The sequence below is a fragment of the Mesorhizobium sp. B2-5-13 genome (genome assembly GCF_006440535.1).
Lineage (GTDB): Bacteria > Pseudomonadota > Alphaproteobacteria > Rhizobiales > Rhizobiaceae > Mesorhizobium > Mesorhizobium salmacidum.
In genome coordinates this window covers 129888-152145 of the sequence record NZ_VFUI01000008.1, presented here as the reverse complement: position 1 = coordinate 152145, position 22258 = coordinate 129888, and the positions used below count along the sequence as shown (strand labels likewise).

Annotated in this window: 28 protein-coding genes; 12 read left to right on the top strand and 16 right to left on the bottom strand. The window is 63.0% G+C overall.

Annotation, left to right across the window (positions count from 1 at the left end; translation table 11 throughout):
- Positions 1–2 precede the first annotated feature (2 nt).
- Both FJ434_RS15985 and FJ434_RS15980 read right to left on the bottom strand, forming a co-directional pair.
- The gene (locus FJ434_RS15985; protein ID WP_140749417.1) at positions 3–1298 is read right to left on the bottom strand and encodes a D-arabinono-1,4-lactone oxidase; all 1296 of its coding nucleotides are present in this window, start codon (positions 1296–1298) and stop codon (positions 3–5) included.
- A gap of 5 nt (positions 1299–1303) precedes the next feature.
- Complete coding sequence (locus FJ434_RS15980; RefSeq protein WP_140749187.1) at positions 1304–2491, bottom strand: MFS transporter; 1188 nt, start codon at positions 2489–2491, stop codon at positions 1304–1306.
- A gap of 124 nt (positions 2492–2615) precedes the next feature.
- Here FJ434_RS15980 and FJ434_RS15975 point away from each other — a divergent pair, with 124 nt between their 5' ends.
- On the top strand, positions 2616–3242 hold the full coding sequence (locus tag FJ434_RS15975) for a TetR family transcriptional regulator (protein ID WP_140714164.1): 627 nt from the start codon (positions 2616–2618) through the stop codon (positions 3240–3242).
- Between the two features lie 17 nt (positions 3243–3259).
- Here FJ434_RS15975 and FJ434_RS15970 read toward each other — a convergent pair whose 3' ends face one another.
- Complete coding sequence (locus tag FJ434_RS15970) at positions 3260–4111, bottom strand: hypothetical protein (RefSeq protein ID WP_140749190.1); 852 nt, start codon at positions 4109–4111, stop codon at positions 3260–3262.
- Positions 4112–4199: 88 nt separating this feature from the next.
- Here FJ434_RS15970 and FJ434_RS15965 point away from each other — a divergent pair, with 88 nt between their 5' ends.
- The 3 genes from FJ434_RS15965 (at position 4200) to groL (ending at position 7179) form a co-directional block, all read left to right on the top strand.
- Positions 4200–4997, top strand: a complete 798-nt coding sequence (locus FJ434_RS15965; protein ID WP_140749193.1) for a class I SAM-dependent methyltransferase — start codon at positions 4200–4202, stop codon at positions 4995–4997.
- A gap of 164 nt (positions 4998–5161) precedes the next feature.
- Entirely contained in the window at positions 5162–5458 is a 297-nt protein-coding gene (gene groES / locus FJ434_RS15960; protein ID WP_006203049.1) for a co-chaperone GroES, read from the top strand.
- 65 nt (positions 5459–5523) lie between these two features.
- Positions 5524–7179 carry a chaperonin GroEL gene (gene groL, locus FJ434_RS15955; RefSeq protein ID WP_015318388.1) on the top strand — a complete coding sequence of 552 codons (1656 nt, stop codon included), beginning with the start codon at positions 5524–5526 and terminating at the stop codon, positions 7177–7179.
- A 100-nt stretch (positions 7180–7279) separates the two neighbouring features.
- Here the strand turns inward: groL and FJ434_RS15950 are convergent, their stop codons facing one another.
- Complete coding sequence (locus tag FJ434_RS15950) at positions 7280–7888, bottom strand: TetR/AcrR family transcriptional regulator (protein WP_140749196.1); 609 nt, start codon at positions 7886–7888, stop codon at positions 7280–7282.
- A gap of 98 nt (positions 7889–7986) precedes the next feature.
- On the opposite strand from FJ434_RS15950, the gene FJ434_RS15945 reads away from it, so the two are divergent.
- The 3 genes from FJ434_RS15945 to FJ434_RS15935 are packed head-to-tail and all read left to right on the top strand — an operon-like array spanning position 7987 to position 9872.
- The gene (locus FJ434_RS15945) at positions 7987–9000 is read left to right on the top strand and encodes an NAD(P)-dependent alcohol dehydrogenase (protein ID WP_140749199.1); all 1014 of its coding nucleotides are present in this window, start codon (positions 7987–7989) and stop codon (positions 8998–9000) included.
- 30 nt (positions 9001–9030) lie between these two features.
- On the top strand, positions 9031–9465 hold the full coding sequence (locus FJ434_RS15940) for an OsmC family protein (protein WP_140507384.1): 435 nt from the start codon (positions 9031–9033) through the stop codon (positions 9463–9465).
- 20 nt (positions 9466–9485) lie between these two features.
- The gene (locus FJ434_RS15935; RefSeq protein ID WP_140714152.1) at positions 9486–9872 is read left to right on the top strand and encodes a nuclear transport factor 2 family protein; all 387 of its coding nucleotides are present in this window, start codon (positions 9486–9488) and stop codon (positions 9870–9872) included.
- 105 nt (positions 9873–9977) lie between these two features.
- Here the strand turns inward: FJ434_RS15935 and FJ434_RS15930 are convergent, their stop codons facing one another.
- The 7 genes from FJ434_RS15930 to FJ434_RS15900 all read right to left on the bottom strand — a co-directional run bounded on the left by FJ434_RS15930 (position 9978) and on the right by FJ434_RS15900 (position 13345).
- A complete protein-coding gene (locus tag FJ434_RS15930) occupies positions 9978–10589 on the bottom strand; it encodes a LysE family translocator (RefSeq protein ID WP_023766446.1) in 612 nt (203 codons plus the stop codon).
- Between the two features lie 88 nt (positions 10590–10677).
- On the bottom strand, positions 10678–11013 hold the full coding sequence (locus FJ434_RS15925) for a YkgJ family cysteine cluster protein (RefSeq protein WP_246678310.1): 336 nt from the start codon (positions 11011–11013) through the stop codon (positions 10678–10680).
- Positions 11014–11065: 52 nt separating this feature from the next.
- Positions 11066–11224: a hypothetical protein gene (locus FJ434_RS15920; protein ID WP_140507392.1), complete on the bottom strand. Its 159-nt coding sequence runs from the start codon at positions 11222–11224 to the stop codon at positions 11066–11068.
- A 1-nt stretch (position 11225) separates the two neighbouring features.
- The gene (locus tag FJ434_RS15915; RefSeq protein WP_140507394.1) at positions 11226–11633 is read right to left on the bottom strand and encodes a hypothetical protein; all 408 of its coding nucleotides are present in this window, start codon (positions 11631–11633) and stop codon (positions 11226–11228) included.
- Positions 11633–11860, bottom strand: coding sequence for a hypothetical protein (locus FJ434_RS15910; protein ID WP_140749205.1), 228 nt, complete (start codon positions 11858–11860; stop codon positions 11633–11635). The genes FJ434_RS15915 and FJ434_RS15910 overlap by 1 nt, the downstream gene beginning before the upstream one ends.
- A gap of 343 nt (positions 11861–12203) precedes the next feature.
- Positions 12204–12413, bottom strand: coding sequence for a cold-shock protein (locus tag FJ434_RS15905; RefSeq protein ID WP_010915421.1), 210 nt, complete (start codon positions 12411–12413; stop codon positions 12204–12206).
- A 263-nt stretch (positions 12414–12676) separates the two neighbouring features.
- Positions 12677–13345, bottom strand: a complete 669-nt coding sequence (locus FJ434_RS15900; RefSeq protein ID WP_140749208.1) for a glutathione S-transferase family protein — start codon at positions 13343–13345, stop codon at positions 12677–12679.
- 165 nt (positions 13346–13510) lie between these two features.
- Here FJ434_RS15900 and FJ434_RS15895 point away from each other — a divergent pair, with 165 nt between their 5' ends.
- Positions 13511–13690, top strand: coding sequence for a CsbD family protein (locus FJ434_RS15895; protein ID WP_140714142.1), 180 nt, complete (start codon positions 13511–13513; stop codon positions 13688–13690).
- 33 nt (positions 13691–13723) lie between these two features.
- Here FJ434_RS15895 and FJ434_RS15890 read toward each other — a convergent pair whose 3' ends face one another.
- Together FJ434_RS15890 and FJ434_RS15885 are read right to left on the bottom strand one after the other, a co-directional pair.
- A complete protein-coding gene (locus FJ434_RS15890) occupies positions 13724–14857 on the bottom strand; it encodes a metallophosphoesterase (RefSeq protein WP_140749211.1) in 1134 nt (377 codons plus the stop codon).
- Positions 14858–14990: 133 nt separating this feature from the next.
- Positions 14991–15623 (bottom strand): TetR/AcrR family transcriptional regulator, encoded by a 633-nt coding sequence (locus FJ434_RS15885; RefSeq protein ID WP_181165961.1) that lies wholly within the window; start codon positions 15621–15623, stop codon positions 14991–14993.
- Between the two features lie 148 nt (positions 15624–15771).
- Between FJ434_RS15885 and FJ434_RS15880 the strand changes: the two genes are divergently transcribed.
- On the top strand, positions 15772–16533 hold the full coding sequence (locus FJ434_RS15880; RefSeq protein WP_140749221.1) for an NIPSNAP family protein: 762 nt from the start codon (positions 15772–15774) through the stop codon (positions 16531–16533).
- Here the strand turns inward: FJ434_RS15880 and FJ434_RS15875 are convergent, their stop codons facing one another.
- Complete coding sequence (locus FJ434_RS15875; RefSeq protein ID WP_181165962.1) at positions 16534–17367, bottom strand: alpha/beta hydrolase; 834 nt, start codon at positions 17365–17367, stop codon at positions 16534–16536.
- Complete coding sequence (choX, locus tag FJ434_RS15870) at positions 17364–18302, bottom strand: choline ABC transporter substrate-binding protein (RefSeq protein WP_140749224.1); 939 nt, start codon at positions 18300–18302, stop codon at positions 17364–17366. Before choX ends, FJ434_RS15875 begins: the two co-directional genes overlap by 4 nt.
- 81 nt (positions 18303–18383) lie before the next feature.
- Between choX and betI the strand changes: the two genes are divergently transcribed.
- Complete coding sequence (gene betI, locus FJ434_RS15865) at positions 18384–19022, top strand: transcriptional regulator BetI (RefSeq protein WP_140507410.1); 639 nt, start codon at positions 18384–18386, stop codon at positions 19020–19022.
- Between the two features lie 38 nt (positions 19023–19060).
- Here the strand turns inward: betI and FJ434_RS15860 are convergent, their stop codons facing one another.
- A complete protein-coding gene (locus FJ434_RS15860) occupies positions 19061–20050 on the bottom strand; it encodes a LysR family transcriptional regulator (RefSeq protein WP_246678306.1) in 990 nt (329 codons plus the stop codon).
- 91 nt (positions 20051–20141) lie between these two features.
- Here FJ434_RS15860 and FJ434_RS15855 point away from each other — a divergent pair, with 91 nt between their 5' ends.
- Together FJ434_RS15855 and fumC are read left to right on the top strand one after the other, a co-directional pair.
- On the top strand, positions 20142–20621 hold the full coding sequence (locus FJ434_RS15855; protein ID WP_140749227.1) for a cupin domain-containing protein: 480 nt from the start codon (positions 20142–20144) through the stop codon (positions 20619–20621).
- Positions 20622–20772: 151 nt separating this feature from the next.
- Positions 20773–22170 (top strand): class II fumarate hydratase, encoded by a 1398-nt coding sequence (gene fumC, locus FJ434_RS15850; protein WP_140749230.1) that lies wholly within the window; start codon positions 20773–20775, stop codon positions 22168–22170.
- Positions 22171–22258: the final 88 nt, after the last annotated feature.

The window sequence follows — 22258 nt, the reverse complement described above, 5'->3', positions numbered from 1 at the left end:
CGCTAGATGCCAAAAGGACTGGGTTCGATGCCGAACAGGTCGGCCATGTAGGGCGAGACGAAACGGTTCTGCGGATCGATGTCGCGGCGCACCGCCATCGCATCGTCCCAGCGCGGATAGAGCTTTTTCAGGTCGGCCGCTTTCAGGCTGTGCATCTTGCCCCAGTGCGGCCTGCCGCCATGTCTGCGGAAGATCGGCTCGGCCGCACGCATGAACGGCAGCGGATCGTTCGCCGCGTCATGATGGATGGCGATGGAACAGGTGAGCCTTTTGTGAAAGGGCGAGAGCCAGAATTCGTCTGAGGCCACCGACCGCACCTCCATCGGAAAATAGACTTCCGGAAAATGCTTCTCGGTCAGTTCGATGATCTCGGCCAGCGCCTTCGGCCCCTCCTCGAAGGGAAGGTGATATTCCATTTCGTTGAACCTGGTCTGCCGGTCGCTGGCATAGACGTTGAACCAGTCCTGCACATAATCCTCGGCCGGCACCTTGGCGACGGCGCCGAGGATCAGCCGGCGGCGCAGCGCCGGCAGCCAGGCAAGCCCGGTGCGCAAGCGACGCAGCGTGCGCAACGAGCCTTCATCATCGTCGGTCGGGCGCACCGTCGTGGCTTCGGCGCTGAAGTCGCTGGCGATGAACTGGGCGTAGCCGGAGAAGGGAATGTAATAGAATTCAGCCGAACGATGCGCGGCCATCATCGTCTCGAAATCGCGCAGCATGTCGACGATCGGCAGCACCCATTTGCGGCGGCGCAGCCGGTAGCTCGCGATGTTGTTCAGCGTCACTTCGCTGAGCACACCGAAGGCACCGAGGGCGACGCCGATGGCATGGATCGTCTCCTGATCCCCTTCCCGCTTGAATTCGCGGACCTTGCCAAGCCCGTCGACGATCTGCACCGTTTCCAGCTGCGTGTGATAGGCACCGAGCGTCGGCCCCGAGCCATGGGTAGCCGTGCCCAGCGCGCCGCCTATGGCCTGGCGGTCGATGTCGCCCATGTTGGGCAGGCCCTGGCCGATGCCTTGCAGGATGTGCATGAGCGAACCAAGCCGCGTCCCTGCCCGCACGCGCGCCTGATGTTTTTTCGCATCATGCGAGACCAGCCCTTCCAGCTTCTCCAGCGACAGGATGGTGCCTTGCGATTTCACCAGCGGCGTGAAGGAGTGACCGGCGCCGACGACGCGGACCGGGCCGGGTGCGGTGCGAATGAGATCGCAGAGTTCGCCGGGGTCGGCGGGGCTGGCAACCAGCCGCGGCTCGGCGGTGACAAAGCCCGACCAGTTGCTCCAGCTGTTCGACATGGTGCTCACGCAACAATCCGGCGACGCCGCGCCACGAGGACAAACAGACCGAGCAGCGCCACGCTGGCGACGGCGCTTGCGGCGGCGAATTCCGGAACCGGGCGAAAATCCTTGCCGTCGATGAGCAGCGACGCCGCGACCGGCCCGATCGCAAGGCCGAAAAGCTGGGCAGCCGGTATCAGCAGCACGGCGGTGCGTGCCTCGTCGGCGGTGATCGCCAGCCGGATCTGGTAGGGCACGATGAAGAGCAGGATAAAACCCATTACCAGGGCGGCGACCCAGAATGTCGTGAGGCCAGGTCCACTGGCAAGCACGAGCGAGGCGATGAGCGCGACGATGCCGATCGCCACGATGGCAACGCGATAATCGATGCGCGCCTCGAACACGGTCGCCGTCATCGCGCCCAGAACCTGCGCCGCGAGGCTGGCCGAGACGATCAGGCCGATGGTGCGGCCATCGATGCCGAATTGGGCGCCGAGCGGCTCTAGAAAGGCCCAGACGGCGCCGAAGAACATGAAGTAGCAGAAGACCGACAAGAGCGCGGTGACCGAAGGAACCGTCAGCACATTGGCGAGGTTCTCTTCCTTCGGCAGGTCGGCATAGTCGGCGGGGACAATAAAGGCGACGACGAGCGACAGGACGCAGACGATCGCGAGAACGAGGAAGCCCCCCGCCGATCCGGCGGCGGGGATGACATAGAGCGCCAGCAGCAGGGCAAGAGCGCATTGCGCCAGCGTCTGCATGGTGACGAAATAGCCGCCGATGCGTTCGGCGCGCCGCGAACGGGCGATCAGTTCGGTGGCGACCGCGACAAGGCCGCCTTCGGCAAGACCGGCCAGCGCGCGCGCCGCCATCAGCGTGTTGGCCCCGACGGCATAGGCCGTCCAGACATTCGCCACCGCCAGCAGCAGCAGGAGGACCGCGCCTTTCCAGCGCATATTGCGGGCGGAAAGCAGCATCGCGACGCTCGCCGAGCCAATAGCGATGGCGATCATCTCGGCTGTGGCGACCAGTGCCAGTTCGTCGCCGCTGACATGGCCCTCGGTGTAGAGGGCACCAAGCAGGACGGGCTGCAGGCCTAGGATGAGCAGGCCGACCGACCCGATCCACAAGGCCGAGGCAAGCTGCCCGCCGGTCGGATTGCCAACCAGCCAGTCGCCATCGCCCTGAAGACCGGTACTTGTCGAAGTCAAAGGCGCCTCCCCAACGTCCTTGCCGCGCGGCAGAAAAGCTGACACTCTGTCAGCATTCAGAACCTGATACTTGATCATATTTCTTGTCAACCGGAATTTGGGAACCCGTGCGAAAGATCGGCGCATGACGGAAGCAAGTCGAACGGCCACCGAGCCAAGGCGTAGGCCCAAGCAGGAGCGCAGCCGCGAGCGCATCGACGCCATCCTGTCGACGACCATGCGGCTGATCGGCGAGAAGGGCATCGATGCCGTCACCATGAAGGAGGTCGGCATGCTGGCGGGCGGGCCGATCGCCACCGTCTATCACTACTTCCCCAACAAGTCGGCGATCCTGGCGATGCTTTATGAGCGGTTTTCGGAGGTCAGCCGGGCGCGCCTGGCGGCGATCATCGCCGATGTCCGCGAAGCCAAGGACGTCATCGTCGCGGCCGACCGGCTGCTTGACGACTATCTCAGCCGTGTCGCCGGCGATCCGGCCATCCAGGATCTGCAGAACGCCATCCAGGCCGACAAGGCGCTCAAGAATCTCGACATCGCCGAAACCCGGCATCAGGCCAAGATGTTCTGCGACCATGTCATCGCCTTGCTCGAGCCGGAGAAGCACGAGCAGTTCGAACGCATGGTCCTGCTGATCTTCCAGCTCGCCGGCGGCGTCGTGCGCCTGGCGCTTGCGCAAGGCGAAGCGGAAAGCCGGCGCACGATCGAGGATTACCGGTCGATCATCCACACCCAGTTGCGGTTGTTTCTCTAACCAATGCCGACCGGAGACTATCTCGCCCGGCGGATGAGGCCTTCGAAACCGTCGGCCAGATCGGCAGCGCCGGCCGCGAACATCTTCACCAGATTTTGCGGACGGCCGGGAGTCTTGTTGGCATCGAGGAGGATGGCCCTGCCTTCATGCATGACGAAATCGAATTTCCCGTAGTCGAAGCCGAGTTCACGCCGCCGCTCGCGCAGTTCGTCGGGAACCGGGACAGGTTCGCGTCGGATCGTTTCCGATGCCTTGACCAGGCTGTTGGGCGAGACGTAGCGGGTGCAGCGTTCGCGCTCTCCGCAAAACACCCAGAAACGAACGGCAAAGCCGTCGGGCTCCGGTTCCGGAATGAACTTTTCCACGACGAGATCATCGCAGTCGAAGACGCCATCTGGAACATCGCCGAGAGTTCCATGGACTTCATAGGACCGCAGGGCCGGCAGATGCGGAAAAGGCAGCGACTTGCCGGCACGCGCTGATCGCCGATTGAGGAAAGTCTCCGGAATGCCTCGATTGTTGAGGTTGCTCTTGACGATGACGGGGCCTTGCCAGGTGTCGCCCTCGCCTATCAGCGCTCCGCTGATCCGTCGTTTCGATATGTCTCCCACCCCTACATTGAGGCAGAATGGGAAACTCCTGGCATAAGAGAGATAGTCTGCCGGCATTATCGTTGCATCGACATGCAGAACCGCGATATCGGCATTGTATGTTTTCGACAGGCCTTGTTGAATCCACACCGAATGGCCGCGCCTTTTCAGGTTCTCCAGAACATCGAAAAGCAAATAGGGGCTGCCCCTGCGCAACATAAGATTGCGCTTGCCAAGGAACCGGTCATGCTCATGCGTTATGACAGTGACCCGCGCCACGGCTATCCCCCTTTGGCTTCCATGCCCGCTTCTATTAAGCGGCTCTAATCAGGCGATGCCAGACCTTCCTGAGCTCCGACGGGTTTGAATGACGAATCATTGGGACAATTATCATCGGCACTGGAAGCTCCTGGACGCCCCGCTGCGGCCAACTCCGGAAACCGTCGGCATATTCGATCGCGAACTTGATCTCGGGAACGCCGATGTCCTCCTCCTCGGCGTAACCCCCGAACTGGCAAGCCTGGGCAGGTCTATCTTGGCGATCGATCAATCGGCAACCATGATTTCCGGCGTATGGGCCGGCGACAGCGTCTCGCGAAGGGCGATGGCCGGCAACTGGCTTGACCTACCCGTCGAGCGGGCAAGTTTCGACGCCGTCATCGGCGACGGATGCCTGTCGGCCGTCGATTCCAAAGTCGCGCGCGGTTCGCTGTTCGGCGAAATCGCAAGGGTGCTGAAACCTGGCAGGCATGCGGCGATCCGCGTTTTCGCGCGGCCGGAAGCAGCGGATGACCTGTGCCGCATCGAAGCGCTGGTCCTGGCTGGCGGGGTCGAGAATTTCCACGCGCTCAAATGGCGGATCGCAATGGCGTGCACGACCGACGACTGCGACAACACCGTCAGTGTGCGGGCAATCCGTACGGCATTCGACGAGCTGTTTCCGGATCGGGAAGCCCTTGCCGCACGCACGGGATGGAGCATGGCATCCATCGACACGATCGACGTCTATGCGGGCTCCGAAACGAGATACAGTTTCGCGACACTAGCCATGCTGGAGGACGAGGCAGGTGCCTGGTTCGACCAGGTGCGTGTCGTGCCAAGCGGCAGCTATCCCCTGGCGGAGCGTTGCCCGCTTCTGGTGCTCGGTTCGGCCAGGCTTCGATAAGTTCATCGCCATCGTGCCAAGAGGCGTCCGCGTGCCTTGACTCTCGCAGGTCGGCGGCCTATTTGAGCGCCACGTTAGCACTCGCCATTGGTGAGTGCTAACCACGTGTCCGGCACCGCCGGACGGAGGAACTGTTCTCACCGTTCTCATTCGAGGAAGAAAAAATGGCAAAGTCGAAGTTCCGCCCGCTTCATGACCGCGTGGTCGTTCGCCGGGTCGAATCCGAATCCAAGACCGCCGGCGGGATCATCATCCCGGATACGGCAAAGGAAAAGCCGCAGGAAGGCGAGATCATCGCCGTCGGTTCCGGCGCTCGTGACGAAGCTGGCAAGCTGGTCCCGCTGGACGTCAAGGCCGGCGACCGCATCCTGTTCGGCAAGTGGTCGGGCACCGAAGTCAAGCTCAATGGCGAAGACCTTCTGATCATGAAGGAATCCGACATCATGGGCATCATCGGCTGATCATCGGCCTCATCTTCAACTTGAATTTTTCGGGCTCTATCCGAGCCCCTGCCAGGAGCTAAAACATGGCTGCCAAAGACGTAAAATTCTCCCGTGACGCCCGCGAGCGCATGCTGCGCGGCGTCAACATCCTCGCCGACGCGGTGAAGGTCACGCTCGGCCCCAAGGGCCGCAACGTCGTCATCGACAAGTCGTTCGGCGCCCCGCGCATCACCAAGGACGGCGTCACCGTCGCCAAGGAAATCGAGCTTGAAGACAAGTTCGAGAACATGGGCGCGCAGATGGTCCGCGAAGTTGCTTCGAAGACCAACGACATCGCCGGCGACGGCACCACGACCGCGACCGTTCTGGCGCAGTCGATCGTCCAGGAAGGCCACAAGTCGGTTGCCGCCGGCATGAACCCGATGGACCTGAAGCGCGGCATCGATCTGGCCGTCACCGAAGTGGTCGCCGCTCTCGGCAAGGCCGCCAAGAAGATCAAGACCTCCGAGGAAGTCGCCCAGGTCGGCACGATCTCGGCCAATGGCGACGAGTCGGTCGGCAAGATGATCGCGGAAGCGATGCAGAAGGTCGGCAACGAAGGCGTCATCACGGTCGAGGAAGCCAAGACCGCCGAGACCGAACTCGAGGTCGTCGAAGGCATGCAGTTCGACCGCGGCTACCTCTCGCCCTACTTCGTCACCAACGCCGACAAGATGGTTGCGGAGCTCGAGGACGTCTACATCCTCCTGCACGAGAAGAAGCTCTCCAACCTACAGGCCATGCTGCCGGTCCTCGAAGCCGTCGTGCAGACCTCGAAGCCGCTGCTCATCATCTCGGAAGACGTCGAAGGCGAGGCCTTGGCCACGCTGGTCGTCAACAAGCTGCGTGGCGGCCTGAAGATCGCCGCCGTCAAGGCGCCGGGCTTCGGTGATCGCCGCAAGGCCATGCTGGAAGACATCGCCATCCTCACCGGTGGCCAGGTCATCTCCGAAGATCTCGGCATCAAGCTCGAGAATGTCGGCCTCAACATGCTCGGCCGCGCCAAGAAGGTGTCGATCTCCAAGGAGAACACCACCATCGTCGACGGCGCCGGCAAGAAGGCCGAGATCCAGGGCCGCGTTGCCCAGATCAAGCAGCAGATCGAGGAGACCACCTCGGACTACGACAAGGAGAAGCTGCAGGAACGTCTGGCGAAGCTCGCCGGCGGCGTTGCGGTGATCCGTGTCGGCGGTGCGACGGAAGTCGAAGTCAAGGAAAAGAAGGACCGCGTCGATGACGCCCTCAACGCGACCCGCGCGGCCGTGGAAGAAGGCATCGTTGCCGGCGGTGGCGTTGCCCTGCTGCGCGCTTCGGCCAACATCAAGGTGACCGGCGTCAACGCCGACCAGGCCGCCGGCATCAACATCGTTCGTCGTGCACTGCAGGCTCCGGCCCGCCAGATCGCGGCCAACGCCGGTGCGGAAGCATCGATCGTCGCCGGCAAAATCCTCGAGAACAAGGGCGCGACCTTCGGCTACAACGCCCAGACCGGCGAATATGGCGATATGATCGTCATGGGTATCGTCGACCCGGTCAAGGTCGTGCGCACGGCCCTCCAGGACGCGGCCTCGGTCGCCGGCCTGCTCGTCACCACCGAAGCCATGATCGCCGAAGCTCCTAAGAAGGACTCGGCTGGCGGCGGCATGCCTGGCGGCATGGGCGGCGGCGGCATGGGCGGCATGGGCGGCATGGACTTCTAATCCAGCCACCTTCGCAAATTTTTCGAAAGGGCGGCCGAAAGGTCGCCCTTTTCTTTGCATGTTGAGGCTGGTGCTCCACCGCGGTCGGGTGGACCCAGCGTCAGACAGCAGTCTCCGCACGCTGCGCCACCTTGCCGACGAGCACGGCCTGTTCGATAAGTGCAGCCACTTCATCAGCCACTGCCAGCAGCGGGGCACGGTCGCGGGTGGCGCGGGCAATCACCATCAGGCCTTCCAGCGAAGATTCGACCAGCAGCGCCAGCGCCTGCGCGCGACGCTCCGGGACCCCTGCCCTGATGAAGGCATCCCGCAGCAAGCCTATCCACTGCTCGAAAGCTGAACGGCAGATCTCTTCGAGGTCGGGCACGTCGTTCGGCGCATCCAGCACGACGGGCGCGATCGGGCAGCCGAGCGAAAACTCGTTGTCCTCCAGCATGCGGGCGACGGAGTGGTAAATGTGGTGGACGGCGACCGCCGGATCGCTTTCCGCCGCAAGTTGGGCACCCAGCCGCTCGGTCACGTCGGCCACGCTGGCGCGCGTCACCTCGACGACCAGTTGGTCCTTGCCACCCGGGAAATGGAAATAGAGCGAGCCACGCGGCGCGGCGCTGGCACTCAAAATGTCCTTCAGCGAAGTGCCGTGATAGCCGCGCCGCCGCAAAAGCAGTGCCGTCGCCTCGATCATCCGCGTGCGTGTGTCCGTCGCCATGTCAACCTCTGTCAGGAGTGCGCATTATAGGGCTTGCGCGGAATATGACAATCGGTCTACATAATATGTAAATCGGTCTACATATTTCGGAGGCAGTGATGCAAAAGTATCGGCTGGAAGGAGAGGACGGCGGCCTCGACAGAGTGGTGATGCGCGAGGAAGCGGTCCTCCAGCCGGGTCCGCATCAGATCCTGATGCGGGTGCGCGCCACCTCGCTCAATCGCCGTGACACGATGATCCTCAGCGGCGCCTATCCGCTGACGCCGCGGGCCGGCGTCGTGCCGCTGAGCGACGGCGCCGGTGAAGTGGTGGCCATCGGCGATGGTGTCACCCGCCTTGCCGTCGGCGACCGCGTCACCGGCAGCTATTTCGCGCGCTGGATCGACGGCCGTATCAACGCCGGGCTCATCGATCAGCTCGGCTGCACGCTGGACGGCATGCTCGGTGAATATGCCTTGCTCGACGAGCAATGGGCGGTGCGGCTGCCTGAGCATCTCGACTGGCATGAAGCCGCGACCTTCAGCTGCGCGGGGGTGACGGCCTGGAGCGCTTTGACCGGCTCCGAGGTCCCAAAACCGGGGCAATGGGTGCTGGTTATCGGCTCGGGCGGCGTCGCGCTGTTTGCGCTGCAGTTTGCCAAGCTGATGGGCTGCCGCGTGGCGGCTATCACCTCACGTGTCGAAAAATCCGGCCGGTTGCGCGCGCTCGGCGCCGACCTCGTCATCGCAACGGCCGAGACGCCGGATTGGGGCACCAAGCTGCGCGAGGCGACGGGCGGCATCGATCTGACCGTCGAGACCGGCGGGCCGGCGACCTTCACGCAATCGCTGATCGCAAGCTCCCTCTACGGACGCATCGTACTGCTGACGGTCCAGGACCAGAAGGGCAGATCGGTCGAGATCCCAGCCGCCGTCTACCAGCGCAGTCTTGTCACCATCGGCCGCATCTTCGTCGGCAGCCGCAGCGGCCTAGAGGCGATGCTCGCCGCCGTCGCGGCGCATCGCTTGAAGCCCGTCATCGACAAGGTCTTCCCGTTTACCGAAGCGCGCGAGGCATATCGGCATTTCATGCAGGGCGACGTGTTCGGCAAGGTCGTTATCGACGGCGCGTGAGCCCCTATTCATCAACCAAAGGAGAGAGCAATGACAATTCGCGACGCATCGGCCGAATGGCACGGCACACTCAAGGAAGGATCCGGCCGGCTAAGGCTGGGCAGCGGCGTGTTCGAGGGCGCCTACTCGTTCCCGTCCCGCTTCGAGAACGGCCCCGGCACCAATCCGGAGGAACTGATCGCGGCCGCCCACGCCGGCTGCTTCTCGATGGCGCTCACCGCCATTCTCGGCAGCGAAGGTCATATCGCAAGCGATATCCACACGATCGCAAAGGTGCATCTGGGCGCCACCGCGGCCGGGCCGACGATTACCCGCATCGAGCTTGAGACGGAGGCGAACGTCGCCGGTCTCGCCGCCGCCGATTTCGAGCGGCTGGCGCAGTCGGCCAAGGCGGGATGCCTCGTCTCGCGGGCGCTGGCCGGCGTCGCCGCGATCACCCTGAAAGCGAACCTCATAACCCACTAAGAACGGAAGGAGAAAATCCGATGACCCAGGAATCGATCATCGACATCGCCGCGGCCAACCGATCCGGCGAAACGGCTGAAATCATGCGGCGCTATAACGACGTGTTCCAGCGTCACGACCCGTCGGCTCTCGACGAGCTGGTGGCGCAGGACTGCGTGATCGAGAACACCACGCCGGCGCCGGACGGCGCGCGCCGCGCCGGTAAGGCAGCCTGTGTCGAGCTGTGGTCGGCGATCGCCACCGCACCCGGTACGCGCTTCGACCTCGAAGAGACTTTCGTGGCCGGCGACCGCGCCACTATCCGCTGGCGCTACTGGATGGCCGACGGCAATTCGCTGCGCGGCGTCAACCTGATGCGCGTCGCGGGCGGGCGGATCGTCGAGGCCATGGGTTACGTCAAGGGCTAATGCATGTCGCCGGAAGTGTCCTCGGTCCCGGGACGTGCATAAAATGAGAAGCTTACAGCAGGTCGGGCGAACCCTATTCGCCGCGACATGCTGTAAGCCGCGCGATCACCTGTCCGCCAGTGCCAACTTGGCGCCGAGCATGACGAAGGCGCCGGCAAACGTCCGGCGCATCCAGGTCAGCACCATCGGCCGCGACACGACATGGCTGCGGATCGACGCCGCGAAGATGCCGTAGCCGACGAAGACCACGAAGGTCAAAAGCATGAAGACCGAGCTGAGCTCCAGCATCTTCGACAGCGCGTTGGGCTCGGTGGTGCTGACGAATTGCGGCAGGAAGGCGAAGAAGAAGATCGACAGTTTCGGATTGAGCACATTGACGAGGATGCCGGTGGCGATCACCTTGCCGGCCGAGCGTGGCGCGACATTGTCCTCGACGCTCAGGCCGCCCTTCTCCTTCAGCGTATTCCAGGCCATGTAGAGCAGATAGGCGACGCCGAGATATTTCAGCGTCTCGAAAGCAACCGCACTGGTGTGCAGCAGCGCCGCCAGACCGGTGATGGCAGCGGCCATATGTGGGATGATGCCAAGCGTGCAGCCGAAGGCGGCAATGATCGAGGCCCGCGCACCGCGCGAGAGTCCGGCGCTCAGCGTGTAGAGAACGCCGGTGCCGGGCGAAGCCACGACGATCAGCGATGTCAATAGAAATTCGATGCTCACGATGATCTCCTCCAGCGCCCTGCCCTGACGCAGCCTAGCCAGCAAGCGGGATGCGCACAAGCCACGGCATTCGCCGCCAGGAGGCGCGCTAAACGGTGGAAAATCCGAGCGCCCGGCGCGCCATCAGGCACTCGTCATCGCCGGGCATGCAGGCGCGGCAGACATCCGGTCGCATTTCGTAGATGGTGCAAGCGGTGGACTTGCCGACTTCGCCGGACAGGGCCGAACAGCGCACGCCGTCACAGCGCATGCCCGACAGGTCGGCCGCCACGTATTTTTCCGGGATGCGGTCGAGCTGCGCGTCATCCTCGGTCGAAAAGCGCGGCCATTCGGCCGAATAGGAACAGCAGGCGCCGCAGCTCTGGCAATCGAACACAGGAGTGATGCCTGCTTGACACGAAGCCAGGGTGGTCGCGGCTACCACGGCAACCGGCTTCAAAGCAGCAAGATTGCGATCGGCGTCCCCAGGCAAGGCGCTACTTCTTCTTGCCGGTCTTGCCCTTCGGTGCGTCCGCTGGCGACTTGAACAGATCGGTCGCTGCCTCGGCCGCCTTTGGCGCGGCAACCGGCTTGGCCGGCTTTGCGGCGGAAGCCGGCGCTGCCGGCTGGTCCTTGGCGGAGAATTTTATGGCCATGTCAGTCCTCGTCGGCGAAACGCGATGATGGTGCGCGCGGATTGCGCAGGCGGCCGATCAGCGCCGAAACCGCCGTGATGTTCATTTCCTCGGGCGACCAGTTCCTGGCTTCCGCGATGTGATGAGCCGCCAGCTCACGATGCGTGCTGCCGCTATAGGCGGCATCCTGATAGGTCACCCGCTCATGGGTCTTGGCGTCTTCGCGGACATATTCGATGAGGTAGTTCGGGCACTCGGCACGGCCGCGCACGCCGATGCGCACCTGGGCATCGCCATGGGCGCGCTTGCAGCGTTCGAGTTTCTCCAGCACGCGACGGACATATTCGACCGGCTTGTCAAGGGTTTCGACCATGTCGGCGATGGTCGCATCGGCGGCGATCGGCGTTGACGGTACGCGCTTGGTGGCCATCAGCGTTTTCCGGCTCGTTTCGGCAGCAACGCGAGTGCTGCGGCGGCCGCCATCTCGTCGGCCTCTTTCTCCAGCCGCAACTCGCGCAAGCGCGCGGTCTTGGCTTCCCGGGCCTGGCTGACGGCATCGCGCTCGGAAATGATGCGATTGAGCGACATCGACTGGGTTTGCGTCTTGCTGAACAGCGACACGGCCGTATCGACGGCTGTCTTCGAATGAGCGGTCAAAATCTTTCTCCTGTCAGGAGCCTGGTGCCGATAGGGCGAGACCGGGTCTTCGGTCGGGACCATGCACAAAGCAATGCGGCAGCGGATTCAAATTGCTGGAGCGTCCCTTAGCACGTTCAGCCCAATGCGCAGCGCATTTTCAGCGGCAACAAGCGGAAAATGAAAAAGGCCAGGCACCGCCTGACCTTCCCTGGGAGCGCCGCGCATCCAACTGGATGCACCAGGCTAGCTCCTGATGGGCAGCACAAACCTTGGAAACTCACATCCCCATGGCCATGCGCCCGAATTCGCCATTCACCGGTGCCAGTACATCCGTGGTCACCGGGACGGCTGAATTCTTTCTTCAGGCCGCCTTCAACTGGTCGGCGGACATCTTGCCCGACTTGTTGTCGCGGACCATCTCGTAGCCGAGCTTCTGGCCCTCGACGATGTCGCGCATGCCGGCGCGTTCCACGGCCGAGATGTGGACAAAAACGTCGGCGGAGCCGTCGTCAGGCTGAATAAAACCAAAACCCTTGGTGGCGTTGAACCACTTAACTGTGCCGGTGCTCATGACGAACCCTTTCCATGGCAAATATTCGTTCACGCCGTGCGGATGCACAACGTCGTTTGTCTCGATTTTTGATGTGGGAAGTTCGTCAAAGGCGCGCCCGAAAGCGCGGATAACAAAAGTCAATCAAACAAATATCGACAGATTTGTTGTACCCGTGTTTCAGCCGCCTGTCAAATATTGCGCTATCGGCCCGAAATCCGCCAGTTGAAAGCACCTCACGCGGCCCATCCCGATCCCTGGGTAAGACCGCTTCACGGACAGCCCTATTCGTCCGGACCCGGCTCCGGCCATGTCTCCTCGGCGGCTTCGGCATACCATTGGCGCATGGCCGGTATAGCCAGAACCGCGTCCACATAGGCCCTGGTGTCGGGCGCCAGCTCCCCGCCATAAGTGTCGAAACGGGTGACGACAGGCGCATACATGGCATCGGCCGCGCTGAAATGACCGAACAGAAACGGGCCGCCCTTGCCGTGTTTCTCACGGCACTCGCGCCACAGCGCCTCGATGCGGGCACGTTGGGCCTCGCCCTCGGCATCGAGCGGCTTGTGCCCCTTTGGCCGGCGCAAATTCATCGGCCAGCCATAGCGGACTTCGCGAAAACCGGAATGCATCTCGGTCGCCGCCGAACGCGCCAGCGCCCGGGCGCCGATATCGGCCGGCCAGAGCTTTTTCCCAGGAAAAAGGTGGGCGAGATATTCAAGGATGGCAAGGGTTTCCCAGACGATCCTGCCATCGTGATTCAAGGGCTTGTGAACCAGGACGGGCACCTGACCGGTCGGCGAAACTTTCGCCAGATTGGCAAAGGTCTCGGGCGTGCGCAGCCGCACGAATCCTTCTTCGAACGGTATCTCCAGGTACCGCATCGCCACCCAGGGCCTGAGCGACCAGGACGAAAAGCATTTGTTGCCGATATAGAGCGTGAATTCCGACATCTGTCCCCCTTGGCGGTGTTGCTCCTTGCGGACTGCGCCGGCCGGTACCCTAGCCTGCCGGCCCAGCCGCCGAAAGGCACTGTTTGCCGACACAGGGAGCGGTTGCCGGAACCGAATCCGTGCCGGCTCGTTTGCTCAAGCGAACAAGATCCGGGAGATGCGGAAATGGTGAACAAGGATCAGGTCGCCGGCGTGGCCAAGCAGGTGAAAGGATCGGTCAAGCAAGCCGCCGGCAAGGCGACCAGCGACAGGCGGACGCAGGCCGAAGGCGTGGCCGACAAGGCCACAGGCAAGGTACAGAAGGCCTATGGCGACGTGAAAGACAAGGTCAAGAAATCTGTTTGATCACCGTGGAAGGGCCATATCGAGCGGCCCTTTTCACGCCTTCAGCGATTTGCTGAAGGCGTTGGTGAAAATCACGTCGCCATGATCGTCGCTGGCTTGCCCCAACACGACGTCCAGGCTGTCGTCGGTGACACGTGCCAGAGCGAAGCCGCCCATGTAGGCCGCTTTCGGCTTGAAGAGATCGAGGCCGTCGCGTTGATAGATCATCGGCACCTCGTGCTGATGACCATGGAAGACGCCAACGACGTTGTAGCCCTTCAGGGCCGCCAGCAATGCCTGGCGGTCCGTATCGCTCCACCAATGCGGCGCTCCCTTGCCGCCGTCGTCGAATACTCTCTTGACTGTATCCCACCGCTCCATCGAAAAACTGTCCCAGCCATAGTGCTGGAACAGGATGACCGGGCGGCCGTCCGCCGCATAGGTCGCCAGATCCTGCTTGAGCCAAGGCAGGCTGTTGTCGGCGCCGTGGCCGGTGTCGCCGGCGAAACGATGGGTCTGCACCAGATGCAGGCCACCCCAGTCCCATGAATAGCAGTCGGTGTCGACGTCGTAGCTGGTGGCCGGCACCGGCGGCTTGAAGAACACGCCGGCGCGGTGATTGACCTCGACATAATCGCGCATTTCGCGCCGGTACCAGTCGACATGATGTGGCGGACCGTTCTGATCGAGGTCATGATTGCCGAGGCCGACATAAACCGGAACATGCACGCGGTCGGGCCCCATGCCTTGCTGATAGCGCTGGCTGAACTGCAGGAGTTGGGTGCCTTCGCTGGGCTCGGTGATCTGGCCGCCGCCGTCGTCGGTGATGTCACCGCCGACGGCAAGTCCGAGCGGCGTGCCGATGCGGCTGCCGGCCGACCGCAAGCCCGTGGCGACGCCGTTGATCTCGACCGGCCACTTCTTGTCACCGATGGCGTTCAACGCCGCGACGTTGCGCAACAGCGCCGCGTCCGTCTTGCCTTCCTGCTGGCAATTGGGGCTCAAACCGCTCGCCATGCGGCAGGCATGGACATCGGCGACGAACAGGAAGGTGGCGTCGACGGGCTGGATGCGCTGCCCGGTCTGACCGAGCGCCGGGCGTGAAAGCGCACTGGCCGCGGCAAGACCGGCGGCCTGCACCAGAAAACCACGCCGCGACAGCAATAGGGACGAAGGGCGATTCATCATCGGGGAATTTCAGCATGGAGAGCGGGCGGCAGTAAAGTTCAGCGGTTACGAGACGATCAAGCCATTGGCCGAGTAGCAACCGGCTTTCCACGCTCGTCGCGGCATCGGCGGCAAGCTCGGCTGTAGCTTGCCCTCAAGTGCTGCCGAACCGCCGCAGCACTCTGCGACGTCGCCTCGCCCCCGGACCGCCCTGCGATGATGCCGCGTGGGCGGCGCTCCGCTCGAACGCCGCAAGGCAAACGCGCAACGGGCCGGCGTGCTGCTCTGTCTTGGCCAGCGACATGGCGCCGGAATAGGTGGCGACGGCAACCAGCGCAAAATGCTCAGGATCCGTGCCTTGCTCCCTGCCCTCCCGCTGGTCGGCCCTGATCTTGTCGGCGATCGCCTGGCGCCATGCCGCAAAAATGCCGGCAAGGGCAATCCGGAATTCGGGATCGGCGAGCGAGAGTTCATGCGCCAGATTGTTGAGCGGGCAGCCGCGTACGAAACCTTGCCGTTCCAGTTCGGCTGCCACGGCTTCGAACACCTGACGCACGCCTTCGCGCGCCGAAGCCGCCTGCCGCACCGGCGCTATCCACGTCTCCTCGACCGCCGCCGCCACGCGTTCGTCGATGACCGCCAGCGCCAATGCCTTCTTGGTCGGAAAATGATGATGCAGCGCGCCACCGCTGACGCCTGCCGCCGTCATGAGGTCGCCCAGGCTGGAAGCATGGTAGCCGCGTGCCTGAAACGCGACTTCCGCGACATCGAGCACTTTCCTGCGCATGCCTTCGGGGTCGTTGAAGCGTTTGCCTCGGGCTCGCCTTGGCCGGATGTTTATCTCTGCTGACATTGCCGAAGGATAGCATGTTGACAAAACAGGGCAACCGGTCTGTTTATAAACAGGATGATCAACCTGTTTTGGAGAACGCCCGATGAAGCCGACCCTGAATGCCATGCCGAAGCCCGCTGCACTCGCCTCGCCGATCGTCGAATTGCGCCAGTACACATTGAAACCCGGCCGGCGCGAAACGTTGATCGAGATCTTCGACACGGAGTTCATCGAAAGCCAGGAAGATGCGGGGATGACGATTATTGGCCAATTCCGCGACCTCGATCGTCCCGACATGTTCGTCTGGATGCGCGGCTTCGACAGCATGGATGCCCGAAAGGATGCTCTCGGCGCATTCTATGACGGCCCTGTATGGGCGGCGCACCGTGATGCCGCTAATGCGACGATGATCGATTCCGACGATGTGTTGCTGCTGCGACCGGCCTGGCCGGACGCCGGCTTCGATCTGTCGGGACCGCGCCGGCCAACGGCGCCCAAAGGCACAAGCGATCGGAATTGGTTGCCTGGCCTGGTTGAGATTTCGATTCATCATTTGCGGCCGGGCACCGGCGCCGACTTCGCCGGGCGTTTCCGGGCGGAGATGGTTGTGCGAATTGCCCAGAACGGCGCGCGTCTGCTCGGCGCTTTCCTGACGGAGCCGGCCGCAAATACGTTCCCTCGACTTCCCGTGCGCGCCGGAGAAAACGTCTTCGTCGCCGTTACCGCCTTCCACAACGCCGATGCCAGCCATCGCCTCGCCGTTTCGCCGGCGTGGCGGGCGCTCGGCCAGAGCATGCAAGCCGTCAGCACGAAGCCGGCCGAGACGTTGCGGCTGGTGCCCACGGCTCGATCGCTGTTGAGGTGATCAGCGGCCGGACAACATCCCCGAGATCGCGGAGGCGACAAAGGCCGGATCCTCCCAATGCGGATTGTGACCGCAATTTGGCGCCCAGACGAGACGGGATCCGGTCAGCGCCTCGGCCAAAGCCTGCTGGTGCGCTTCGCCGAAAAGCGGGTCGCAGGCGCCGGCGATGATCAGCGCCCTGGCCCGCACGGTCCGCGCCTCGGCTATTAGGTCCGTGATGCGGACTTCCTCCAGAATGGCGCGCCAGCGGGCCACCGGCATGGCGGAAGCTTCCTTCGCCAGGCCAGCGAGAAACGGCCGCGGCACCGAGGACCGGCAGGCATGCCACCAGTCGTAGAACGGGTCGGCCGGCGATAGCGGGTCGCGCAAATCCTGGATGCCGACCGGCAGCGGATGGTCCGGCGTGAAACCGGGCTTCAGCGTGCTGGCCAGCACGACCAGGCCACCGATGAGGTCCGGCTGCCGCGCGGCCAATGCAATCGCCACCATGCCGCCCAGGGAATGACCAACGACGACAGGCTGGTCCAACCGCAGATGCCGGATCAACCCTGCAATATCCTCGGCGAAATCCGCGACGCGGCAGCCGTCGCCCGCCTGCGAGGCACCATGGCCGCGCAGATCGGGCATGATCAGCCGGCGTCCGGCTAGGTGCGGCGCCAGCAGCGAAAAGCTGCGGCTGGTATCCGTGAAACCATGAACCAGCAACAGCGGCGGCCCGGCGCCGGCGATCTCGACATAGGCGATGTCAAGATCGCCGGCATTGATCCATTGCTTGCGGCCAGCCCAGGCGTCCTGTTCCACTCCGGCAATGGGCAAGGCGTCCGGTGGTCTCACAGGCCGAGCTTTTCCTTGACGGTGGCAAGACCAGGTTTGCCATCGAAAGTCGTGACACCGGCGAGCCAGGCATCGAGGCGGTTCTTGTTCAGCGTGATCGCCTTCAGCGCCCCGTCCTCCGGCTTCATGCCGTCATTGATGAGGTAGCCCATGCCGACATTCTCGAAGTCGATGTCGAAGGCGAGGTTCCTGAGGAACTGCGCTACGTTCGGACATTCCTGCAGGTAGCCCTTGCGCACCTGCGTCGTCACCGTCGCGGCGCCGAAATTCGGGCCGAAGAACTTGTCGCCGCCGGTCAGGTACTTGAAGTCATACATGGTGTTCATCGGATGTGGCGCCCAGCCCTGGAAGACGATGAACTGCTTCTCCTTGATCTCGTAACCGACCTCCGACAGCATGCCGGCTTCGCTGGACTCGACCACGTGCCAGCCATCGAGGCGGAAGGCCGGATCGGCGATGGCATCCATCATCAGCTGGTTGGAGCCGGGCTCGATGCCATACATCTTTTTGCCGAACTTGTCGGCGAACTTGTGCAGGTCGGAGACGTCCTTGACCCCTGCCTCCCAGACATAGGTCGGCACGGCGAAGGTGTATTTGGCGCCGACGAGATTGACACCCACATTCTCGATCGAGCCGTCCTTCTTGTAGGGCTCGTAATAAGTGACCATCGCCGGGTCCCAGTAACCCAGGAACAGGTCGAGATCCCGGTTCTTCATGCCTTCGTAGATGACGTTGATGCCGAGCACCTCGCTCTGTGGCTGATAGCCGAGCGCTTGCAGGAGCACGTTGCCCACCCCCGTGGTGAAAGCGAGATCGTTCCAGCCAGGCTCGGCCATGCGGACCGCCCGGCATTGCTCGGGGTCCGCCGCCTGGGCCGCCTGCGAGGCCAAGACCAGCGCGGCAAGACAGGCACCACCTGCAAGGATGCGCAACATTTCCGTTCTCCTCATTGCTCAAATTGACCAATCGGTCTTTTTATTATCCCACTGGTCAATGATTGATCTCGCGGGACGAAAATGTCAACGTGGATTCGTGATGCATGGAACAATCTCGTGAAACTGAAGCGGCTTGGCGACATACGCCGCAAGGAATTGCGGCAGGCGGCCTTCGCGGTTCTGGAGCGCGAAGGCATTGCGGGGGCCACGCTGGAAAAGGTCGCTGCCCATGCCGGCGCCTCCAAAGGCATCGTGCTGCACTATTTCCGTAACAAGCAGGAATTGTTCGAGCACGCGATGCGCGAGGCCAACGCGGTCCTGTGCAATGCGGTGGTCGCAAGGCTTCGCCAGGCACGGACGTCGATGGAACGCCTGGATGCGGTGATCGAGGGCAATTTCGAGGAGCATCTCTTCCTGCCGCCTCTTTGCCATGCCTGGCTTTCGCTCTGTGCCGAGGTGCCGCGCGATGAAAAGCTGGCGCGCATCCAGAAGGTGATCCACGGGCGCATGCGCTCGAACCTGTTATCTGGCCTGCGCGGCCTCGCCTCACCCGGCGAGGCCGACGACATCGCGCTTGGCGTCACGGCCTTGATCGACGGACTTTGGCTTCGCCTTGGCCTGCAGCCGGGCAGCGTCTCGCGCGAACAGGCGATCCGGCAGGTCAAGGGCTATGTCGCCGCGCGGCTGGCAACCCAAAAGCGCTCGACCACCCACGGGTGATTTTTGCGGTGGATGGCGGTTACACGGCTGGATGAAGCCTAGGTCCGGGAACCGGTCGTTTCATCGCCGTCGAGATCCCTGAAGCCGAGCGCCTCGACAGCTTCGAGGATCTGATTGCGAATCCAGCGGTGCGGCGGCTCATCGTCATGGCGGGCGTGCCAGTACATCCTGACTTCCGGCACCGCAATCGCGAACGGCGGTTGGTAGATCACGACCGGCAAGCTCTTGACCGCTGCTACCGCGAACTGTCTGGGAACGGCGGCAAGGTGGTTTCCGCTGGCTACCGCCAGTGCGACTGCCTGAAAATGCGGTAAGGCGAGGCTCACCCGGCGCTTCAGCCCGATCTTGTCCAGCGCCGCGTCGGTAGAGCCCGACATCGAACCGTCGATGGAGCGAAGAACATGCGGCAATTCGCAGAAAAGCTCTATCGGCAAAGGCTCGCCGTCCGCGATCCCGGCTTGCTTGATCGTGGTATTGTCCCTCGCGGCAATGATTGCGAATGGCGAATCGAACAGTGGCGTGCTGGAGACCCAGTCGGGAACCTCCAGCGGGCGTTCGAGGGCAGCGTCGATTTCATCGTCCTGGAGCAACCTCGAAACGTCGCCGCGCGCGCTGTCCAGAAAGCGAAACGACACGCCGGGCGCCATCGCCGCGATGCGCGCCGCCAGCGGCGGCATCAGCAGCATGGAGAAGAAATCCGCGCCCATGAAGGTGAAGGTTCGCTCCAACCCGGCAGGATCGAAGTCCTTGCCAGTCTGGAAAACGCGTTCGATCTCGCGCAGTGCCGCGCGCACCGGCTCCGTCAGGCTTTCGGCGCGCGGGGTCGGCACCATGTCGTTGCCGCGCCGCACAAACAGCTGGTCGTTGAGGACATGACGCAGGCGATTGAGCGCCGCGCTCACGGCGGGCTGGCTCAGCCCGATCTGCTCGCCGGCGCGCGTCACGCTTCGTTCACGTAAAAGCGCATCGAGCACCCTGACGAGATTGAGGTCGAGCGCATTTAAATTCATGGCATCAATCCGCCCCATACGATCATTCGATTTCCATCGCCCGCCAATCCTTGGTCAGGTAGCCGCAGACGCCGCTCGGTCGGCACCGCAAGCACAAGGGAGAGCCGTCATGACAATGATCAACAGCACGATCGCAGGCAAGGAACTCTTCTGGTTCAACAACACACTGGTTGCCATTCGGCTCTCCTCGGCGGAGGGCGAGGACGGCATCTGTGTCGTCGAGCACCGCATGCCCCATGGCGATTCTCCGCCGCTGCATGTGCATCGGCACGAGGACGAGGTGTTTCATGTCCTGGAGGGACAGCTGCGCTTTCGGATCGACGGCCGCGACCAGATCGCCGGTCCTGGCGAAATCATCATCGCGCCGAAAGGCCTGCCGCACACATACAGGGTCGAATCCCAGGACGGCGCGCGCACCTTGACCATCACGCGCGGCTCCGATTTCGAGACGATGCTGCGTCAGACCAGCCGTCCCGCCCAACAGCCACAATTGCCGCCGCTGTCGGAGCCGACGCCGCAGATGATCGAGGCTCTGGTGCGGATCTGCGCGGAAAATGGCATCGACATTGTCGGTCCGCCCTTGAGTTGAGAACGCGAAACTGCCGATCTCTCCTCCAAGACTTCCAGTGGGGAGATCGGAAGCATCTTCAACCGATTTGCATCTCAGTCGCACACATTCTCCGCTTGAAGCCCGTTGTGCAACGCGATACGCCGTTGCCGGCTTCGACAGGAGAGACCCAGTGAGCGCTGAAAAAACCAGAACCGAAACCGATACGTTCGGCTCCATCGAGGTTGCCGCCGGCCGGTATTGGGGCGCCCAGGCGCAGCGTTCGCTGGGCAATTTCAAGATCGGCTGGGAAAAGCAGCCGGCTTCGATCGTGCGCGCGCTGGGTATCGTCAAGCGGGCGGCGGCTGAAGCCAATATGGAGCTCAAGCGGCTCGATCCGGTCATCGGCAAGGCAATCATCGAGGCCGCGCAAGAGGTCATCGACGGCAAGCTCAACGACCACTTCCCGCTGGTGGTCTGGCAGACCGGTTCGGGCACGCAGTCCAACATGAACGCCAATGAAGTGATCTCGAATCGCGCGATCGAAATGCTGGGCGGCGTCATGGGCTCGAAAAAGCCGGTGCACCCCAACGACCACGTCAATATGAGCCAGTCGTCGAACGACACCTATCCGACGGCGATGCATATCGCCTGCGCCGAGCGGATCGTGCACGACCTCTTGCCGGCGCTGAAGCACCTGCATAAGGCGCTCGCCGCCAAGAGCCGGGACTTCAATCACATCATCAAGATCGGCCGCACCCATACGCAGGATGCCACGCCACTGACGCTGGGCCAGGAATTCTCCGGCTACGCGGCGCAGGTCGCATCGTCGATCAAACGCATCGAATTGACGCTGCCCGGCCTGCAGGAATTGGCGCAAGGCGGCACTGCCGTCGGCACCGGCCTCAATGCGCCGGTCGGATTCGCCGAGCGGGTGGCCGATCGTATCGCCGCCATATCAGGCATCGCCTTCGTCACCGCGCCGAACAAGTTCGAAGCGCTGGCGGCACACGATTCCATGGTGTTCTCGCACGGCGCCATCAACGCGGCGGCGGCGGCACTGTTCAAGATCGCCAACGACATCCGCTTTCTCGGCTCCGGCCCGCGCTCGGGCCTCGGCGAATTGTCGCTGCCGGAAAACGAGCCCGGCTCCTCGATTATGCCGGGCAAGGTCAACCCGACGCAGTGCGAGGCGATGACGCAAGTTTGCGTGCAGGTCTTCGGCAACAATGCGGCACTGACCTTCGCCGGCAGCCAGGGCCATTTCGAGCTCAACGTCTACAATCCGCTGATGGCCTACAACTTCCTCCAGTCGGTGCAGTTGCTGGCCGACGCATCGGTCTCCTTCACCGACAATTGCGTAATCGGCATCGAGGCGCGAGAGGACAACATCAAGGCGGCCCTCGACCGTTCACTGATGCTGGTCACGGCGCTTGCTCCCACCATCGGCTACGACAACGCCGCCAAAATCGCCAAAACCGCGCACAAGAACGGCACGACCTTGCGGGAGGAAGCACTGGCAACCGGGCTGGTCAGCGAGGCCGACTATGACCGCCTGGTGCGGCCGGAGGACATGACGCATCCGGGGTGAAGCGATTCCAGGAAAAGTGCAAAGCGGTTTTCCGTCCGGAATTGCGTCGGACCACGGCTGACATTTTTCGGCGGGAGAATTTACTCCC

What these genes read in the sequence shown, in the direction of transcription:
- FJ434_RS15985 (WP_140749417.1), bottom strand. Translation starts at nt 1,298, where the DNA reads ATGTCGAACAGCTGGAGCAACTGGTCGGGCTTTGTCACCGCCGAGCCG.
- FJ434_RS15950 (WP_140749196.1), bottom strand. Translation starts at nt 7,888, where the DNA reads ATGGCGACGGACACACGCACGCGGATGATCGAGGCGACGGCACTGCTT.
- FJ434_RS15860 (WP_246678306.1), bottom strand. Translation starts at nt 20,050, where the DNA reads ATGGGGCGGATTGATGCCATGAATTTAAATGCGCTCGACCTCAATCTC.
- groL (WP_015318388.1), top strand. Translation starts at nt 5,524, where the DNA reads ATGGCTGCCAAAGACGTAAAATTCTCCCGTGACGCCCGCGAGCGCATG.
- FJ434_RS15945 (WP_140749199.1), top strand. Translation starts at nt 7,987, where the DNA reads ATGCAAAAGTATCGGCTGGAAGGAGAGGACGGCGGCCTCGACAGAGTG.
- FJ434_RS15975 (WP_140714164.1), top strand. Translation starts at nt 2,616, where the DNA reads ATGACGGAAGCAAGTCGAACGGCCACCGAGCCAAGGCGTAGGCCCAAG.
- FJ434_RS15900 (WP_140749208.1), bottom strand. Translation starts at nt 13,345, where the DNA reads ATGTCGGAATTCACGCTCTATATCGGCAACAAATGCTTTTCGTCCTGG.
- FJ434_RS15940 (WP_140507384.1), top strand. Translation starts at nt 9,031, where the DNA reads ATGACAATTCGCGACGCATCGGCCGAATGGCACGGCACACTCAAGGAA.
- FJ434_RS15905 (WP_010915421.1), bottom strand. Translation starts at nt 12,413, where the DNA reads ATGAGCACCGGCACAGTTAAGTGGTTCAACGCCACCAAGGGTTTTGGT.
- FJ434_RS15855 (WP_140749227.1), top strand. Translation starts at nt 20,142, where the DNA reads ATGACAATGATCAACAGCACGATCGCAGGCAAGGAACTCTTCTGGTTC.
- groES (WP_006203049.1), top strand. Translation starts at nt 5,162, where the DNA reads ATGGCAAAGTCGAAGTTCCGCCCGCTTCATGACCGCGTGGTCGTTCGC.
- FJ434_RS15920 (WP_140507392.1), bottom strand. Translation starts at nt 11,224, where the DNA reads ATGGCCATAAAATTCTCCGCCAAGGACCAGCCGGCAGCGCCGGCTTCC.
- FJ434_RS15965 (WP_140749193.1), top strand. Translation starts at nt 4,200, where the DNA reads ATGACGAATCATTGGGACAATTATCATCGGCACTGGAAGCTCCTGGAC.
- FJ434_RS15890 (WP_140749211.1), bottom strand. Translation starts at nt 14,857, where the DNA reads ATGATGAATCGCCCTTCGTCCCTATTGCTGTCGCGGCGTGGTTTTCTG.
- FJ434_RS15915 (WP_140507394.1), bottom strand. Translation starts at nt 11,633, where the DNA reads ATGGCCACCAAGCGCGTACCGTCAACGCCGATCGCCGCCGATGCGACC.
- FJ434_RS15895 (WP_140714142.1), top strand. Translation starts at nt 13,511, where the DNA reads ATGGTGAACAAGGATCAGGTCGCCGGCGTGGCCAAGCAGGTGAAAGGA.
- FJ434_RS15880 (WP_140749221.1), top strand. Translation starts at nt 15,772, where the DNA reads ATGAAGCCGACCCTGAATGCCATGCCGAAGCCCGCTGCACTCGCCTCG.
- betI (WP_140507410.1), top strand. Translation starts at nt 18,384, where the DNA reads ATGTCAACGTGGATTCGTGATGCATGGAACAATCTCGTGAAACTGAAG.
- FJ434_RS15935 (WP_140714152.1), top strand. Translation starts at nt 9,486, where the DNA reads ATGACCCAGGAATCGATCATCGACATCGCCGCGGCCAACCGATCCGGC.
- choX (WP_140749224.1), bottom strand. Translation starts at nt 18,302, where the DNA reads ATGTTGCGCATCCTTGCAGGTGGTGCCTGTCTTGCCGCGCTGGTCTTG.
- FJ434_RS15885 (WP_181165961.1), bottom strand. Translation starts at nt 15,623, where the DNA reads ATGCGCAGGAAAGTGCTCGATGTCGCGGAAGTCGCGTTTCAGGCACGC.